This is a genomic window from Pseudomonas sp. 18058 (genome assembly GCF_902706155.1).
GTDB lineage: Bacteria > Pseudomonadota > Gammaproteobacteria > Pseudomonadales > Pseudomonadaceae > Aquipseudomonas > Aquipseudomonas rustica.
Map to the genome: position 1 here is coordinate 1 of NZ_CACSJY010000082.1, position 17896 is coordinate 17896.

Below are 17896 nucleotides of genomic sequence, written 5' to 3' on the forward strand. Positions count from 1 at the left end.
GGCTTGCTCGCGAAAGCGGTGGGTCAGTCACCGACGACCTGAATGACACACCGCTTTCGCGAGCAAGCCCGCTCCCACACGGGGGATTTGTGTCAGGCCGCCGCGTGTTGCAGCCATGATTTGAACGCCAGCATCGCTGTCGTTTCCGGGCGTGATTGCAATCGTGTCAGCCAATAACTGCCGGTGGTGATTTCAATCGCGAACGGCTGACAAATCGCCTCCGCCGCCAGTTGCCGGGCGAACATCAGCGGTGGCGCCAATGCCACTCCACTGCCCTGCAACGCCGCTTCCATCATCGCCAGCGACGAGTCGAACACGATGCTCTGCGGCGGTGCTGCGTGGGTGGCCATGCCCGCCGCGTGAAACCATTCTGGCCATTCATCGGTGCGATAGGAACGCAACAATGTCTGCTGCAACAAATCCGCAGGCGCATGCAATTGCCGGGCGATTTCCGGCACGCACAACACCGACAGCGGCGCGTCGAGCAAGCGTGTTGCCTCGATGCCATGCCACGCTCCCGCGCCGAAGCGGATCGCGTAATCCAGCCCTTCCGCCGCGACATCCACGCGATTGTTGTTAGTCGACAGCCGTAAATCTATAAGCGGATGTTTCGCCCGGAAGTCCGCCAGCCTCGGCAACAGCCAGCCCACGGCGAACGTGCCGACCGCGCCCACGGTCAACATTTCGCGGTACTGGCCGTCGGCAAGGCGTTCAAGAATTTGCGCAATGTGATCAAACGATGTGCTCAAGACCGGCAACAGCGTTTCGCCCTCGCCGGTCAGCATCAGCCCACGGGGCAGGCGTTTGAACAGGGTTACGTTGAGTTGCGCCTCAAGGCTTTTGACCTGATGGCTGACGGCGGCCTGGGTCACACACAACTCCACCGCCGCGCGGGTAAAGCTCAGATGGCGCGCCGAAGCTTCGAATGCGCGCAGTGCGTTCAGCGGCAATTGAGGTCGAATCATGCCCAGTCCCAAATTTTTCTAATGGCTCATGCGAGATTTCATCGTTTGTCGATTGGCGCCGGACTGCCTAAATTGGCCGCGCTGATCAGCCGCCCGAACGGGAAATCGTCCGCAGTGTAGCGGGATAGAATAATCAACACTCATGGAGAGTGGTTCACTTATGCGTTCAATCATGCCGAGCAAACTCTTTTCCTACAGCGCTTTTGGACTTTGCTTCGGCGCGGCTGCCTGTTCGGCTGCTGCGCCAACCGATGCGCAACTGCAAGCCTTGGTCAGCGCTGCCGTTACGCCGGTGATGCAGCAGCAGAACATTCCAGGCCTGGCCATCGCCCTGACTGTTAATGGCCAGCCGCATTACTTTAACTACGGCGTCGCCAACAAGGACAGCGGGCTGAAGGTCAGCGAAAACACCCTGTTTGAAATCGGTTCGGTGAGCAAAACCTTCACTGCGACGCTGGCTGGTTATGCGCAGGCGACGGGCAAACTGGATCTGTCGAGCAAGGCCAGCTCGCTGTGGCCTGAGCTGCACGGCAGCGCTTTCGACAACATCAGCGTGCTGCAACTGGGCACTTACAGCGCGGGTGGTCTGCCACTGCAATTTCCCGCTGAAGCCGATTCGGCGGACAAGATGCTCGGCTATTACCAGCAATGGAAACCGCTGTATCCACCGGGCAGCCATCGCCTGTATTCCAATCCAAGTCTGGGACTGTTTGGTTATCTGACGGCGAAGAGCCTCGGTCAGTCGTTTGATCAGGCGATGACCCAAACCCTGCTGCCAAAACTCGGTTTACAGCACACATTCCTCAGCGTGCCCGAGTCCGAAGCCAACCTCTACGCCCAAGGCTACAACAGCGCAGACCAACCGGTGCGTGTTGGCCCCGGCGCCTTGGACGCTGAAGCCTACGGCATCAAAACCAGCGCCGCCGACCTGCTGCGGTACGTCGAAGCGAACCTGAAACCGGCCAGCCTGAAACAGCCCCTGCAACAAGCCGTCACCACCACGCACACCGGTTACTACACCGTCGGTGACATGACCCAGGGTCTGGGTTGGGAGCGTTACGCCTATCCGATCAGTCTGGAAAAACTGCAAAACGGCAATTCGAACCCGATGGCGCTGCAAGCGCACAAAGTGCAATGGCTGACCCCGGCGCAACCCGAGCCGCAGAACATGCTGTACAACAAAACCGGCGCAACCGGAGGCTTCGGCACGTACGTGGCGTTCGTGCCATCGAAGGATGTCGGCATTGTGATCCTCGCGAACAAGAACTACCCGAATGCGGAACGGGTGAAGATTGCGCACACGATCCTGAGTGCAATTACTCGATAAAGCCAGGCACCAAATCTGTGGTACTCCCTTTAGTGACAGTAATCCCTAGTGACACTGATCCCCTGTGAAACCGATCCCTGGTGACACTGATCCCCTGTGACACTAATCCCTGTGGTGAGGGGATTTATCCCCGATGGGCTGCGCAGCGGCCCCAAAAGAGAACCCTGTTTTTTCTGACTCACCGGGGCGTCCGGTTTTGGGAGTGCTTCGCACTCCATCGGGGATGAATCCCCTCACCACAAAGGCTGGGGTAGCCATTGTCATTCGTGCAGTCCTGTTTTCTTGCATCCCCCCTCAAACCAAGTAGCATCGCGCTCTTTTTTCGCGGTCGCGCCCGCGCCGTGCTCTTCCCGGCGTGCGGGCTATGCTGAAACCGGGCTTGAGGACTGATCGATGAAAGTGCTGCTGGTCGATGATCACGCTGTGGTGCGCATGGCAATCGCGATGATTCTGGCGCGCGAGGGCCATGTCGTGGTGGCTGAGTGCGACAACGGCGTCGATGCCTTGAGCAAGGCATTCGAGCTGCAGCCCGATGCGATTGTGCTGGATCTGGACATTCCGCAACTCGACGGCATGGCGGTGATCGACCGTTTGCGCATCGGCGGCAGTACGGCGCACGTGCTGGTACACACCGGTTTGAAAAGTATGGCCTACGCCACGCAATGCCTGCGCGCCGGGGCGGCGGGTTATCTGTCGAAGGGTGATGATCCGAGGGAGATTCTCACTGCACTGAAAGCCGTGGCCAATGGCGAACGCTGGTTTCCGCCGGGGACGCTGGATTCGGTTAATCACAGTGAATACACCCAGGACGACGCCAAGCGCATCGACACCATCACCCGCCGCGAGCTCAAAGTCTTGCACGGTCTGGCCCAAGGCAAGACCAACATGCAGATCGCCAACGACATGCTGCTGAGCAACAAAACCATCAGCACCTACAAGACCCGCCTGATGCAAAAACTCGACACCCACACGCTGCTTGATCTGGTCGAGTTCGCCAAACGCAATCATCTGGTCTGATTGATGAACCGGTTCAGACAACTGCTCGCTGTTCTCTGCCTCGGCTGGCTGGCATTGAGCGCCCAGGCCGACACGCTGAGCCTGCTCAGCCGCGCGACCAGCAATCAACAAACCCTGCCCCTGAGCAGCACGCAACGGCATTTTTTGACGCAAAAAGCCGTGTTGCGCGCCGGGGTCTATCTGCCGGATCGCCCTCCGCTCGACATCACCGCCGACGGTGGTGAATACCAAGGTCTGTCCGCCGATTACCTCGACATCATCGCTCGCACCTTGGGCCTGCGGGTACAGATCGAACGGTTCGCCAATCAGGCCGAAGCGCTTGCCGCCCTGCAACGTGGCGACATCGATGTGGTGCCACGCATCAATCATCTGGAAAACCAGTACAGCGAACTGCGCATGAGTGCGGCCTATGCGTACGATCAAGCGGTGCTGGTCAGTCGTTTCGGCACCCACTGGGCGAACAATCAGCTGCCCAAGGACACCACCGTTCTCTTCGACTCAGACTGGATGATTCCGGGTCGCGTTGCCGCGCTGTTTCCCGATCATCCCCGTGAGGCGGTCGAGTCGACACCCTACGGCCTCGGCCTGGTGGCCTACGGCGAAAACAAGGTGCTGCTGACCGATGCGATCTCCGCGCAATACCTGCTCGAACGCAGTTACCAGCAGAGCCTCAAACAGACCATTCAGCGCGACTCCGAAGGCCTGGGTTTCAGCTTCGCCATGCAGCGCGAAGACGCGCAGTTGCTCAATCTGTTCAATAACGTTCTGGCAAAAATCTCTCCGGCGGAACGCGCGCAAATCGCCCGGCGCTGGGGCATCGGTTCCAACCCGAAACTCGGTTACGGCCGTCTGCAACTGACGCCGGTCGAACAGCAGTGGATCAAGGATCATCCGATTGTCGAGGTGCTGGCCAACGACATGTATTCGCCGTTCAGCTTCTTCGATACCGAAGGCGAAATGCGCGGCATGTCCGCCGATTTGCTCGAGCTGATCAACGACCGCACGGGCCTCGCGTTTCAGCCAAAGAAAATCACCTCGATGGACGCCATGACCCGTCGTGCGCAACGCGATCCGCCGAGCCTGATCGCGGCGTTGACTTACAGCGAGCGCCGGCACAAGGATCTGAAGTTCTCCCGCGCCTACGTGGTCAATCCGTTTGTACTGGTTACACGGGTCAAGCCCAACCGCGAGGGCATGAGCGGGCTGAAAGGCCGGCCGGTGGCGATCATCAAGGGCTCCGAAGCCGCGCATTGGCTGGCGCGGGAATGGCCGGAGTTGCGCGCGGTTGAAGTCGATACGTCGATCGAGACTTACGAACTGCTCGCCGAAGGACAGGTCGAGGGCGTGATTCAGCCGCAGATGGGCGCGGCCTATCTGATTGATCGCTACTTTCGTGGACGCCTGCAAATCGACTCGGTGCTCGGTACCCAACCGGCGTTGATCACCTTCGCCACCGGCAAACACAACGCCACGCTGATTTCGATCCTCGACAAAGCCATGCTCGACATCGCCCCCGGCGAGTTCAGCGACTTGGCCAATCGCTGGCAAAACCCGCAGAACGGTGAAGACGGCTGGAGCACTTACAAGCGCTGGATTCTGCGTGCGGCGATGGTTTTGGTGGCCGTGTTGCTCGGTTTTATCGCGTGGAACCTCGGCCTGCGCCGGCAAATCGCCGAGCGTCTCAAAGCGCAAAAAGCCTTGAGCGATCAGTTGCTGTTTATGAAGGCGTTGGTCGATGGCACGCCGCACCCGATTTACGTGCGCGACCGCAAAGGCCTGCTGCTCACTTGCAACCGCGCCTATTTGCAGGTGATGGGCGTGGAGCTTGAGCAGGTGCTGCACAAAGGCCTGATCGAGGCCAACGTGCTGCCGCTGGATAACGCCCACAACTACAAACGCATCCACCGCGCCACCCTGGAAAGCGGCGAGCCGTCGTTCGACAATTTCCCGCTCTCGGTCAAGGGCCACACCTTCCACATCTACCACTGGGCCCTGCCCTACCGCGACTCCGACGGCAAAATGACCGGTGTGATTGGCGGCTGGATCGACCTGACCGAACAACAGCATCTGCAACACGCCTTGCTCGCCGCCAAACATCAAGCCGAGGCGGCGAACCGTGGCAAAAGCCATTTTCTGGCGGTGATGAGCCACGAGATCCGCACGCCGATGAGCGCGTTGATCGGCGTGCTCGAACTGCTGCGCAATCGTCATCCCGAGCGCACCGGCGATGGCGAGTTGATCGACATCGCGCAGAAGTCGGCCGGCGGCATGATGGAATTGATCGGCGAGATTCTCGACCTGACCAAACTTGAAGCCGGCCAGTTCGAATTGCGCAGCAGCCGCTGCTATCCCGAGCGTCTGGCGCGCACCGTGGTGCAGGCGTTCGCCAGCCTCGCGCAGCAGAAAAACATCGACCTGACCTTGATCACCGACGATGCCGATCAAGCGGTGGAACTGGATTCGCTGCGCTTTCGGCAGATTCTTTCCAACCTGCTGAGCAACGCGATCAAGTTCACCGCCCAAGGCACGGTCAGCGTTGAGCTGAGCCTACTGACTCACAGCGATCTGGTGCAATTGCGCCTGGCGGTGCGCGACAGTGGCATCGGCATTGACGAGCAACAGCGCCAGCGCCTGTTTCAGCCGTACACCCAATTCGCCGACGGCCAGAGCGAAACGCAGATTGGCACCGGGCTGGGGTTGTCGATTTGTCAGCAATTGACCGAGCTGATGGGTGGGCAACTGACTTGCGAAAGCGAGCCGGGGCTCGGCTCGTGCTTTACCCTCAACCTGAGCACCCGATTGCACACCGAGACACAAACCCTGCCGACGACGCCGACTGAAGATCTGCCACCGCTGCCGTCGCGGCATGTGCTGATTGTCGAGGATCACGAATTCAATCGGGTGGTGCTGCAGCGGCAACTGGAATCGCTGGGGATGCGCGTGGCCTGCGCCGAAAACGGTCTCGAAGGGTTGCGCCTGTGGAGCGAAGAATCCTTCGATTATCTGATCACCGACTGCAATATGCCGCTGCTCAATGGCGACAAAATGACCCGCCAGTTGCGCGCCATCGAAGCCGCCGAGGGGCGCACGCCGACTCATGTGCTCGGTCTGACCGCCAATGCGCAGCCAGAGGAAACCCGCCGCTGTCTCGACGCGGGCATGAACGCCTGCCTGTTCAAACCGCTGACACGCAGTGCCCTGGAGCGTTATCTGCGTGAATCCGAACGTGAACGTCAGGCCAGTGCGGCGTGTTTTGATCCGTCCAAGGTCAGCGACATTACCGCTGGCGATCCGGGGCTGACCCGGCAATTGCTGGAGACGGTGTTACGCACCAATCAGCAGGATGTCGAGGCGATGGAATTGTTGTTTGAAGCGGGGGATTTTGCGGGCATGGCGCGGCGTTGCCACAAGATTCTGGGGAGCGCGCGGATTATTCATGCGACGCCGTTGATTGCGGCGTGTGAGCAACTGGAGGTGGCGTGCAAGTCGAGCACGACTCAGCAGGAGGCGCATCGATTGTATGAAGGTTTTGTGCAAGAGATGAAGCGCTTGCAAACAGCATTGCAAGAACACGCAGACTGAAGAGCGCTGAAACAAACTGTGGGAGCGAGCTTGCTCGCGAATAGGCCCGGTCAGTCAGCATCAATGTGACTGACCGGACGCCTTCGCGAGCAAGCTCGCTCCCACAGGGGATCTCATTCAACTTCAATCAGTCATCCGGCATTTCCGGTGGCTTGGTGGGTTTTGCAGGTTTGGCCGGTTTGGTGCCTTTTGCGCCTTTTGCGGCCGGTTCAGCGGCTGCCGGTGTGGTTGCAACGGACGGTGGCGCGATGTCTTTCTCGGTCGCCGGCAAGGCATCAATGGTGTCGAAGATTTTCTTCAAATCCACCGCTTTCGCTTCATCCCCCGACGCCGACAGTTTGGTCTCGCCGTCCTTGCCCACCAGGAACACTTTCGGATACGCCCCGGCGCCCAGCTTCAGCGAGCGCAGCAGCGCCATGGTGTCTTGCTGGCCAAGGTCTTTGCCGTCAAGTTGGCCGGACATGTTGAGGATCGTGTAAACCTTGATGTTGCGATCGGCGACGCCTTTTTTGTTGGCGGGATCTTCCAGCGACTTTTTCAGGCCGACCCACACGGGGTCAACGGTGCTTTGTGCGATCACGATCAGCGGTCGGGCGCGGCCCATGTCGCCGGCAATCGGCGAATCGTTGTCAGCGGCGAACAGAGGGCCGGCAATCGCCAGCAAGAGTGTCAGGGTCAGTGACCTGATGAGCATGCGCATCTCCTTTTAATATCCACGCTCTAATGATTGCGCATCGTGGCGATTGTTCCGGGGCTATCTGGCAAATAGGTGTCGCCTTGTCAGAAGCTTAGGTCAGGGCCGACATTGCGCAACATCACAGACACGATCGCAAGGCAGATTTGATTACCTTTTATGACCGCATTAGGGTGGTGGATCAACCACCGAAATGGAGTTCACCCGCATGCACATTGATTACCTGTGCGATCACCCCGAATTGATTGAAGAACTGGCCACGCTCAACTTCGAGGAATGGGGTAAATATCGCCCCGAAGATACCTTGGAGGCGCGTACACAACGCATGCGTGCAGCTTGCGGCAAAGGCGCGATCCCCAGCGTGGTGGTGGCGCTCGAAGGTTCGCGCTTGCTCGGCGGCGCGCTGCTGATTGAAAACGATCTTAAACTGCGCCCGAACCTGACGCCTTGGCTGGCCGGGGTTTATGTGAAAGCTGAAGAACGCGGGCGCGGGGTTGCTTCGCAACTGGTTAACCGTGTGGTTGCAGAAGCGGCGGCGCTGGGCGTGAAGGAGTTGTATCTGTACACCGATGCGGCGCAATCGCTGTATGCACGGTTGGGATGGGAGGTGATTGAGGAAATGGTGTACGAGGAATTGCCGGTGACGGTGATGAAATACACCATTCAAAACCCGTCATAAAAAACCTGTAGGAGCTGCCGAAGGCTGCGATCTTTTGATCTTTTTTAGGATCAAGATCAAAAGATCGCAGCCTTCGGCAGCTCCTACACGGGATATTCAGCAGCGCAGAACTTGTGGTGAGTAAGTCCCACAAGGTTGTTCCAATGCAAAACCCGGGTCGATCAGAACGCCAGCTTGTAGCCGATCAACACCAGCATCGTCGCCAGGCACGGGCGCAGGACTTCGTCGGAAATGCGTCCGGTCAGGTGGCTGCCGAGCCAGATGCCCGGCAACGAGCCGATCAGCAGAAAGCCCAACACACCCCAATCCATATTGCCCATGCTCGCGTGACCGAGGCCTGCAACCAATGTCAGCGGAACGGCGTGGGCGATTTCGGTGCCGACCAGACGACGCGTCGGCAGCAGCGGGTAAAGAATGAACAGCGCCACGGTGCCGAGCGCACCCGCGCCGATCGACGTCAGCGCGACCATGGTGCCGAGGATCAGACCGGTGATCACGGTCAACACGTTCAGGCGCGAACCGCTCGGGTTGTAGTTGCCGCCGGCGCGTCTGTGGGCGAATGCGAGCAGGCGTTTTTTGAAGAAGATCGCCAGCGCAGTGGCGAACAACACAAAGCCCAGGGCTTGTTTGATGATGGCGTTCATCGCATCCGGCGCGGTGTGCAGGGTGCTGAGGAACCACAAGGTCATCGCCACCGCCGGCACGCTGCCGAGGGTCAGCCAGCCGGTGATGGCCCAATCGATGTTCTTGTTCTTTTTGTGCACCAGCACGCCACTGGATTTGGTAATGGCGGCGTACAACAGGTCAGTGCCCACCGCTGTTGCCGGGTTGATGCCGAACCACAGCAGGATCGGCGTCATCAACGAACCGCCGCCGACACCGGTCATGCCGACGATAAACCCCACCACCAGCCCGGCGATCACCAGGCCGAAATTTGCCAATTCCATTAAACCGTCCACAAAAACGACAGGAAAAATCTGGCCCGCAGCATAGCGATTTTTCTTATAACCACATATATCAATGCGGTCTATCGTTATGCCATCTCAAATTCACACGCAGCCTTCTGTGGGAGCGGGCTTGCTCGCGAAGGCGTCGTGTCAGTCAAATCATCTTTCACTGATACACCGCATTCGCGAGCAAGCCCGCTCCCACAGGGGTTAGGTGTTGGATGTGAGATCAATGCACTCTGCGGCCCGGTTTGAAGCTGTGGTTGCTGTTGATCCAGACGGTAGCGAGCGCGATCAGCGAGAGAATCAGCAGCGCCCACGGAAACGACATCGCCCCCGCCCGATCCAGCAGCAAGCCACCAAACAAGCCGCCGCCGGCAATCGCCACGTTCCACGACGTGGTCAGCATCGCTTGCACCACGTCGACGTGATCGCCCGCCGAGTCCGCCGCGGCGGTCAGCAGCAACGTCGCCGAGCCGCCAAAGGACAAGCCCCACACCGCCATGCACGTGTAAATCAGCCACGGTGACGGCGCCAGCAGCGCCAACACCAGCGCGGTCACGGCAAACACCGCAAGGCTGATCAACGTCAGCCAACGCAGCCAGCGATCGACCAGCATGCCGATGATCCAGATGCCCACCAACGAGCACAGGCCAAACACCAGCAGCACCAGATCAACCCGTTCGGCCAATCCGGCCTGCATCAGAAACGGCGCGATGTAGGTGTAAAGAATGTTGTGCCCGAGCATCCACGTCAGCACCACGAACAGCACCGGTCGCACGCCCGGCAGGCGCAACGATTCAAGCAGCGGCAGGCGTTCTTCGCTGGTTTGCCCCGGACGATCAGGAACCGCAATGACGATCCACGCCGCCAGCACCAGGGCCAGCGCCGACATGATGCCAAACGAGGCACGCCAGCCGATCAGATTACCCAGCCATGTTCCCGCCGGCGTGCCTAATGACAGCGCCACCGGCGTGCCAAGCATGGCGATCGCCAGCGCGCGGCCCTGTTGATGCACCGGCACGATGCCGCGCGCATAGCCGGCCATGATCCCCCACGACAGCCCCGCCGCCATCCCGGCGAGAAACCGCGACGCGAGGGTCAGGCCGTAATGGCTGGAAAACGTAGTGACGGTGTTGAACACCAGAAAACCGCCGACGGTCATCAACAGCACCCGCCGCCGAGGCCAGCCGCGCGTGGCGACGGTCAGCGGAATCGCCGCGACAATCGAGCCCAGCGCGTACAGCGTCACCAGTTGCCCGGCGAGCACCTCGCTGACATTGAGCCCGGCGCCGATTTGCGGCAGCAGGCCGGCTGGCAGGGTTTCGGTGAGGATGGCGATGAAACCGGTCATGGCGAACGCCAGCAACGCGGCATAAGGCAATTTGTCCGAGCGGACGGCGCGATCAACGCGAGTGAAATCGGCGCTTGCGGGGTCGGTCATGACGGGTGCAGCTCCCTTTGAGTCAAAGTTGACGGTGGATTGTATACAAACAATCCGACCGCCACTCTACCCTGTAGGAGTTGCCGAAGGCTGCGATCTTTTGACGTTGACCTTCAAAAACAGATCAAAAGATCGCAGCCTTCGGCAGCTCCTACAGGGGTGAGAGCGCTTATTGAACGGGGAGGAAATTCAGGAATAGAAGGCTCTGCGCGTAATTCAGGCCGATCCGCCGGTAGCGCTCATCAAGCATCTGCGTGATCAGATCCAGCCGCGCGACGATTTTGCCGAACTCGGTGGCAAAGCTGAGGTTGCTGCCCTCCTCCGAAATCTCATTGGAAAACAGCAATGGCTGACCGTCCTTGTTCTGCCGTTGCGACAGAATCCACGTGGCTTTTTCGATGTTGCGCGCGGCGTTGTGGACGAAGGTCGGGTTGATCGCATCGGTCATGTAGAACTCGGTGCGATTGCCGTGGGCGGTCACCAGCATGCTGCCGATCGCATAGATGAACGCGCCGACGCGGTCACCGCGAAACTCCGGGCTCATCGCGTAGCTCAGCGCCGCGAGATCCTTTCTTCCGCCGAGCACCGGCAATGGCTGCTGTTGTTCAACGGCCAGACGCACCTGTTTCACCGCCACGCTGATACTGAGGAACCCCGATTTTTTCAGCTCTTCTGGATTGCGCAGGTACAGCTTGCCCATCAGGCGGTAGAGGCTGTTGAGGTTGTCGCGCATTGCCAGCGTGGCCATACGGTCGACGCTGGTCTGCATGAATTCCTGCGGCTGGCCGTCACGCATCTGCGCGAAAAACCCGTTGCCCTCCTGATGGCTGCAACCGCTGAACAACAGCAATGACAAACAGGCGAGCGGCAGGCACGGTCGGCGAAAAAGGTCGGCAATCAGCTGGAAAACTCTCGGCATGTAGTCTCGAACAGGCACATTCCTGTGCGGCGGGGGTCACCGCATCCTGGCCATGGATAGAGCCGGGAAATTCGAAAAAGTGCAGTGTGCGAGCGTTGATCCGACCTTTGGCGCTGATCCCCACATCAATTAGTCAGACTTTATTTTGGCAATAAACGATTCATCCGCTATAAATATTCTGCCTACTCACAGATAGCATGACTATTAACCACCCTGTAGGAGCTGCCGAAGGCTGCGATCTTTTGCTTTTATAAAGATCAACAGATCGCAGCCTTCGGCAGCTCCTACAGGGGAATCCGCGCTGCTTTGAAAACAACAACAAAAAGGAAGGTCAACCATGCTTCAATCCCGACACCTGCTCTCCGGCCTCGGACTGTCCCTGATGATCGCCACCCTTTCCGCCAATGCCGCCGGCCTCAGCGCCGAGCACAAAGCCTTCGGCAAAACCAATGACGGCACGCCCGTCGAGCAATACATCCTGCGCAACAGCCACGGCATGCAAGCCACCGTCATCACCTACGGCGCGACCCTGCAATCGCTCTTGGTGGCGGACAAACACGGCAAGTTCGACGACGTCGTGCTCGGCTTCGACGATGTGCAGGGTTATCAGAAAGGCACCGCGTACTTCGGCGCGACCATCGGCCGTTTTGGCAATCGCCTCGCCGAAGGTGCGTTCGAACTCGATGGCAAACGCTATCAAGTGCCGCAGAACGACAAGAGCAACGCGCTGCATGGCGGCACGCTGGGTTTCGACAAGAAGGTCTGGAAAGCCCAGGAAACCAAGGACAAGGATTCGGTCGGCGTAACCCTGACGTATCTGTCGGCGGACGGCGAAATGGGCTTTCCCGGCAACCTCACCACCGAGGTCACCTATCGCCTCACCGACAACAACGAGCTGCGCATCGACTACAAGGCCAACACCGATAAACCGACGGTGCTCAACCTGACCAACCACAGTTACTTCAACCTCGCCGGCGCCGGTAATGGCGACATTCTCAAGCAGGTCGCGACCCTGTACGCCAGCCATTACACGCCGGTGACGGCCAAACTGATCCCGACCGGTGAACTCGCGCCCGTTGCGGGCACGCCGATGGATTTCACTAAACCGACGGCGATTGGCACGCACATCAAGGCTGATCATGAGCAACTGAAATTTGCTGAGCCGAAACAGGGTGGATTTGATTTCAACTGGGCGCTGGATGCCAAGGGCGATGTGAGCAAAGTCGCCACTGAAGTCAGCGATCCACAGTCGGGACGGCATTTGCAGTTGTTCACTACCGAGCCGGGTGTGCAGTTTTATACCAGCAACTTCCTGGATGGCACGGTCAAGGGCAAGGGCGGCAAGGTGTATCCGCACTGGGGCGCGTTTACGTTGGAAACGCAGCACTATCCGGACTCGCCTAATCAGCCGAACTTCCCGAGTACGCGACTGGATCCGGGGCAGACTTACAACCACAGCGTGGTGTTGAAGTTCTCCGCGAAATAACCAGTCCCCTTGTAGCGAGGGGATTTATCCCCGATGGGCTGCGCAGCAGCCCCAATTAGGGTGAATGCATTTCTTTGATCGTTCCCGCGCTCCGCGTGGGAACGCAGCCCGGGACGCTCCGCGTCCCAACAGCGGACGCAGAGCGTCCATTGATGCATTCCCACGCAGAGCGTGGGAACGATCGATAAAAGCGCCTCATCTGGAAGCTTTCGGAACCCCTGGGCTATCCTGCTGCCCACTTAAAGGTATCGACTCTTTCAGATAGGAGGTTTGAATGCGTACCCTCGAATTGGCCGGTGTGCAGGTTCCAGTCATTGGTCAGGGCACCTGGCGCATGGGCGAAGACCGTTCGGCGCACAAGCGTGAAGTGGCGGCGTTGCGCACGGGGATCGAGCTGGGCATGACCCTGATCGACAGCGCCGAAATGTACGCCGAGGGCGGTGCCGAATCGGTGGTCGGCGAAGCGATTGCCGGTCTGCGCGATCAAGTGTTTCTGGTGAGCAAGGTCTACCCGCATAACGCCAGCCGCAAAGGCATTCCGCAAGCCTGCGAGCGTAGTCTGCGGCGGCTCGACACTGATTACATCGACCTCTATCTGCTGCACTGGCGCGGCCAGTATCCGCTGGAAGAAACCGTCGAAGCCTTGGAACGTCTGCGCGAAGAAGGCAAGATCGGCCGTTGGGGCGTCTCCAATTTCGACGTCGATGACCTCGAAGAACTCTCCAGTTCGGCCTGCGCCACCAATCAAGTGCTCTACAACCTTGAAGAGCGCGGCATCGAATTCGATCTGTTGCCGTGGTGCCAGCACCAGCGGATGCCGCTGATGGCTTACTGCCCGATCGGTCAGGGCGGCGCGATGCTGGCTGAGCCGGTGCTGAAACAGATTGCCGCTCGTCACGGCGTCACCCCCGCGCAGGTTTCGCTGGCGTGGATTCTGCGTCAGGATGGTGTGATTGCGATTCCCAAGGCTGTGCGACCCGAACACGTGCAACTCAATGCACAAGCGGCGCAGCTGCAACTGGAGGCCGGGGATCTGGCGGCGCTGGATCAGGTGTTTCAAGCGCCACAACGCAAGCAGCGGCTGGCCATGGTCTGAGCCGCCGACTGGCGAGGGCTTCGCGATGAGAAGCACGGATCAGAACGACCCGTTCAACCTGCAACGTTTTGTGCTGGCCCAAGACTCGGTGTTCGAGCGGGTGCAGCGCGAACTCGAAGACGGCCGCAAACGCAGCCACTGGATGTGGTTCGTCTTCCCGCAATTCGCCGGTTTGGGCGGCAGTGAAATGTCCCGACGCTACGCCATCGGTTCGGCCGAAGAAGCGCAGGCCTACCTCGACCATGAATTGCTCGGCGCCCGCTTGCGCACCTGCACGCAGTTGGTGTTGAACGTGCGCCAGCGTTCAATCGCGGAGATTTTCGGTCATCCCGATGACCTGAAATTTCATTCTTCGATGACGCTGTTCGCCCAGTTCAGCGCCGACGACAGCCTGTTCGCGCAGGCGCCGGAGCGCTACTTCCACGGCATTCTCGATGAATGGACGCTGCAACTGCTCGACTCAAAACAGGCCCAGTTGCCCACCGATCAGGGTTGAGAAATCGTCGTCGACAAACGGCAGAATCGCGTCCGCCACCGGTTGCAGCTGCCGGGTGATGTAATGGTCGTAATCAATGGCCGCGCGGCGCACTTCCAGTGGTTCGGGGCCGGCCAAGGTAATGACGTAACTGATCCAGCCACCGTTCTGATATTGCCGTGGCCGACCGTGCTGCGTGTTGTATTCGTCGGCCAGCCGCGCCGCGCGCACGTGGGGCGGCACGTTGCGTTCGTAGTCGTCGAGGGTGCGGCGCAGGCGTTTGCGGTAAATCAGCCGATCATCGAACTCACCGGCGAGGGTTTTGCGCACGTAGTCGCGCACGTAATCCTGATACGGCTTGCGCTGGAAAATCCGCTCGTACAACTCCTGCTGAAATTGCCGGGCCAGCAGCGACCAGTCGGTGCGCACGGTTTCCAGGCCTTTGTAGACCATTTCATCACTGCCGTCGGCGCGGGTGACGAGGCCGGCATAGCGCTTCTTGCTGCCCTCCTCCGCGCCACGGATGGTCGGCATCAGAAAGCGTTTGTAGTGAATTTCGAACTGCAATTCGAGGGCGCTTTCCAGCCCGTATTCATCGCGTACATGTTCACGCCACCAGTCGTTGACGTGCTGGACCAGCGCCTGACCGATCTTCGCCGCCTCTTCCTGAGCATGCTGGCGACGCAGCCAGACAAAGGTGGAATCGGTGTCGCCATAAATCACCGCGTGGCCCTGCTCTTCGATCAACTTGCGCGTGCGCAGCATGATTTCGTGACCGCGCAGGGTGATCGACGAGGCCAGCCGCGTATCGAAAAACCGGCAACCGCTGGAACCGAGCACGCCGTAAAAGGCGTTCATGATGATTTTCAGCGCTTGCGACAGCGGCGCGTTGTGCTCGCGTTTGGCGGTCTCGCGCCCCTCGGCCACGCGCGAGACGATCGACGGCAGGCAATGACGGGTGCGTGAGAAGCGCGCGCCACGGAAACCCGGTACAGAGTCAGCGTCGTCCGGGTGTTGCAAGCCTTCGATCAGGCCCACCGGATCGATCAGAAAAGTGCGGATGATCGACGGGTACAGACTCTTGTAATCGAGCACCAATACCGACTCGTACAAGCCCGGTTGCGAGTCCATGACAAAACCGCCGGGACTGGCCTGCGGCGGGTTGGTGCCCAGATTCGGCGCGACGAAACCCTGTCGGTGCATCAGCGGCATATACAAATGGGTGAACGCGGCGACCGAGCCGCCGCTGCGATCCGCCGGCAATCCGGTGACGCTGGCGCGCTCCAGCAGAAAAGTCAGCAACTCGGTTTTGGCAAAGATCCGCGTGACCAGTTCGCAGTCCTTGAGGTTGTACTTGGCCAGCGCCGGTTTGTCTTCGGCGAACATGCGGTTGATTTCGTCCATGCGCTGGTACGGGTTGTCGATGGCCTTGCCTTCGCCGAGCAGGGTTTGCGCGACGTTCTCCAGACTGAACGAGGGGAAACTCCAGGTCGCCGAACGCAGGGATTCGATACCGTCGATGATCAACCGCCCCGCTGCGGAGGCAAAGTAGTGGTTGCGGCTGCCGTGCTCACGCCACTGCATTTCTTCGCCGCCACGGCCGATTTTCAGCGGCACACCGAGGCGTCGCGCGTGTTCGTGGAGGATGCGCAGATCGAACTGCACGACGTTCCAGCCGATGATCGCGTCGGGATCGTGCAGTGCGAACCAGTCGTTGAGTTTTTTCAGGATGACAGTGCGCGAGTCGCAGTATTCGAGGGCGAAGTCGACGATGCTGGCGTCGCCATTCGGGGTGCCGAGCATGTACACCTGACGCTCGCCGCAGCCTTCGAGGGCGATGGAATACAACTCGCCGTTTTCGGTGGTTTCGATGTCGAGGGAGACCAGGCGCAGTTTCGGTCGGTAATCCGGTGCAGGTTTGAGGTGAGCGTTGAGCAAGGTGCCGTCGGCGTCCGCTGTGCCGCTGAAGAATACCGGCGCGGTGATGAAGCGCTCCATCAGGTAGCGTTCCGGCGGGCGCACGTCGGCTTCGTAAACGTCGACGCCGGCGCGGGTGAGCGCGGTTTCCAGACGCATCAACTGGCCGTGTTGTTGGCAATACAAGCCGAGCACCGGGCGATGTTCGAAGTCCTGCAGGGCCAAGGGGCGCAGTTCGACGTTCTTTTCGTCGTGCAGCAAGCGTTCGGCCGCCTCGCGCTGTTCAGCGGGGATAAACGCCACCGACGGCTGATGCGGCAAACGCACACGACGCGGCCCGGCGTCGGTCGCCAACCAGAACTCGACTTCGGTGCCGGCCGGCGTATCACGCCAATGCCGGGTCAGGACGAAGCCCTGCGGTAAATCCACCACTGCAACCTCAACGTATCAAACAGGATGGCATTCTACGCTGCCGCGTTCACCCCCGGGTCTATGGTTTAGAAGCTCTCAGGCTGAACATGTTCTCTGTGGCGAGGGGATTTATCCCCGTTGGGTTGCGAAGCAGCCCCGCTTTTGACTTACAAGCGGGCCTGCTGCGCAGGCCAACGGGGATAAATCCCCTCGCCACAGATAAATCCCCTCTCCACAGATAAATCCCCTCGCCACAGAGGTTCCCTCCAAGAATGGTTGTGTGTTCGGGCTTTTTTTCGGGAAATGACGTTTTTTGCGTGCTATCTGCCGCTTTGTCACCTTGCCCTGCGCCTCAGGGTCTACGATGCTTGGATAACAACGACAACACCTGAGTAACCGCCATGAAGACCGTCGCCCAACTGCTCAAGCTCAAAGATCAGAAAAATCAGGAAGTGCACCAGATCAAACCTGATCACATGGTGCTCGAAGCGCTGATGAAGATGGCCGAGAAAAACGTCGGCGCCTTGCTGGTGGTGGAGAACGATGAAGTGCTGGGCATCATCAGTGAGCGCGATTACGCCCGTAAGCTGGTGCTGCATGGCCGTTCGTCGGTGGGCACGCCGGTGCGCGACATCATGGTCTCGCCGGTGATCACCGTCGATACGCACCAGACCGTCGACACGTGCCTGGGCATCATGTCCGACAAGCGTCTGCGCCATTTGCCGGTGGTGCAGGATGGCAAGTTGATCGGGCTGCTGTCGATTGGTGACCTGGTCAAGGAAGCCATTGCCGAGCAGGCTGAGCTGATCAAACAGCTGGAGCAGTACATTCGCGGGGAGTAATCCACTTTCGGCCAGTTGCCAAAAATCCCTTGTGGGAGCGGGCTTGCTCGCGAATGCGGTGGGTCAGTCAATTTATCTGTCGACTGACCCACCGC

At 59.5% G+C, this 17896-nt stretch carries 14 protein-coding genes; 8 read left to right on the plus strand and 6 right to left on the minus strand.

The window, feature by feature from the left end; translation table 11 throughout:
* Positions 1–92: 92 nt before the first annotated feature.
* Positions 93–965, minus strand: coding sequence for a LysR family transcriptional regulator (locus tag GVL50_RS26690; protein WP_159815632.1), 873 nt, complete (start codon positions 963–965; stop codon positions 93–95).
* 172 nt (positions 966–1137) lie between these two features.
* Here GVL50_RS26690 and ampC point away from each other — a divergent pair, with 172 nt between their 5' ends.
* The 3 genes from ampC to GVL50_RS26705 all read left to right on the plus strand — a co-directional run bounded on the left by ampC (position 1138) and on the right by GVL50_RS26705 (position 6891).
* The gene (gene ampC / locus GVL50_RS26695; RefSeq protein ID WP_371926044.1) at positions 1138–2292 is read left to right on the plus strand and encodes a class C beta-lactamase; all 1155 of its coding nucleotides are present in this window, start codon (positions 1138–1140) and stop codon (positions 2290–2292) included.
* A 393-nt stretch (positions 2293–2685) separates the two neighbouring features.
* Positions 2686–3309, plus strand: coding sequence for a response regulator transcription factor (locus GVL50_RS26700; RefSeq protein WP_159815634.1), 624 nt, complete (start codon positions 2686–2688; stop codon positions 3307–3309).
* Between the two features lie 3 nt (positions 3310–3312).
* Positions 3313–6891: an ATP-binding protein gene (locus tag GVL50_RS26705; protein ID WP_159815635.1), complete on the plus strand. Its 3579-nt coding sequence runs from the start codon at positions 3313–3315 to the stop codon at positions 6889–6891.
* A 127-nt stretch (positions 6892–7018) separates the two neighbouring features.
* On the opposite strand, the gene GVL50_RS26710 is transcribed toward GVL50_RS26705, so the two are convergent.
* Positions 7019–7585 carry a DUF4174 domain-containing protein gene (locus GVL50_RS26710; protein ID WP_159815636.1) on the minus strand — a complete coding sequence of 189 codons (567 nt, stop codon included), beginning with the start codon at positions 7583–7585 and terminating at the stop codon, positions 7019–7021.
* 208 nt (positions 7586–7793) lie between these two features.
* Between GVL50_RS26710 and GVL50_RS26715 the strand changes: the two genes are divergently transcribed.
* A complete protein-coding gene (locus GVL50_RS26715; RefSeq protein ID WP_159815637.1) occupies positions 7794–8264 on the plus strand; it encodes a GNAT family N-acetyltransferase in 471 nt (156 codons plus the stop codon).
* A 161-nt stretch (positions 8265–8425) separates the two neighbouring features.
* Here the strand turns inward: GVL50_RS26715 and GVL50_RS26720 are convergent, their stop codons facing one another.
* From GVL50_RS26720 to GVL50_RS26730, 3 genes are all read right to left on the minus strand, one after another.
* Complete coding sequence (locus GVL50_RS26720; protein WP_159815638.1) at positions 8426–9211, minus strand: sulfite exporter TauE/SafE family protein; 786 nt, start codon at positions 9209–9211, stop codon at positions 8426–8428.
* 229 nt (positions 9212–9440) lie between these two features.
* A complete protein-coding gene (locus GVL50_RS26725) occupies positions 9441–10655 on the minus strand; it encodes an MFS transporter (RefSeq protein WP_159815639.1) in 1215 nt (404 codons plus the stop codon).
* Positions 10656–10824: 169 nt separating this feature from the next.
* A complete protein-coding gene (locus GVL50_RS26730; RefSeq protein WP_159815640.1) occupies positions 10825–11574 on the minus strand; it encodes a hypothetical protein in 750 nt (249 codons plus the stop codon).
* Positions 11575–11911: 337 nt separating this feature from the next.
* Between GVL50_RS26730 and GVL50_RS26735 the strand changes: the two genes are divergently transcribed.
* The 3 genes from GVL50_RS26735 to GVL50_RS26745 all read left to right on the plus strand — a co-directional run bounded on the left by GVL50_RS26735 (position 11912) and on the right by GVL50_RS26745 (position 14652).
* On the plus strand, positions 11912–13060 hold the full coding sequence (locus GVL50_RS26735; RefSeq protein WP_159815641.1) for an aldose epimerase family protein: 1149 nt from the start codon (positions 11912–11914) through the stop codon (positions 13058–13060).
* Between the two features lie 274 nt (positions 13061–13334).
* Complete coding sequence (locus GVL50_RS26740; RefSeq protein ID WP_159815642.1) at positions 13335–14156, plus strand: aldo/keto reductase; 822 nt, start codon at positions 13335–13337, stop codon at positions 14154–14156.
* Between the two features lie 25 nt (positions 14157–14181).
* Positions 14182–14652 (plus strand): DUF1810 domain-containing protein, encoded by a 471-nt coding sequence (locus tag GVL50_RS26745; protein WP_159815643.1) that lies wholly within the window; start codon positions 14182–14184, stop codon positions 14650–14652.
* Here the strand turns inward: GVL50_RS26745 and GVL50_RS26750 are convergent.
* A complete protein-coding gene (locus tag GVL50_RS26750) occupies positions 14617–16977 on the minus strand; it encodes a DNA polymerase II (RefSeq protein WP_178124225.1) in 2361 nt (786 codons plus the stop codon). The two genes, GVL50_RS26745 and GVL50_RS26750, sit on opposite strands and share 36 nt — an antisense overlap.
* A 383-nt stretch (positions 16978–17360) precedes the next feature.
* On the opposite strand from GVL50_RS26750, the gene GVL50_RS26755 reads away from it, so the two are divergent.
* Positions 17361–17801, plus strand: coding sequence for a CBS domain-containing protein (locus GVL50_RS26755; RefSeq protein WP_053121863.1), 441 nt, complete (start codon positions 17361–17363; stop codon positions 17799–17801).
* Positions 17802–17896: the final 95 nt, after the last annotated feature.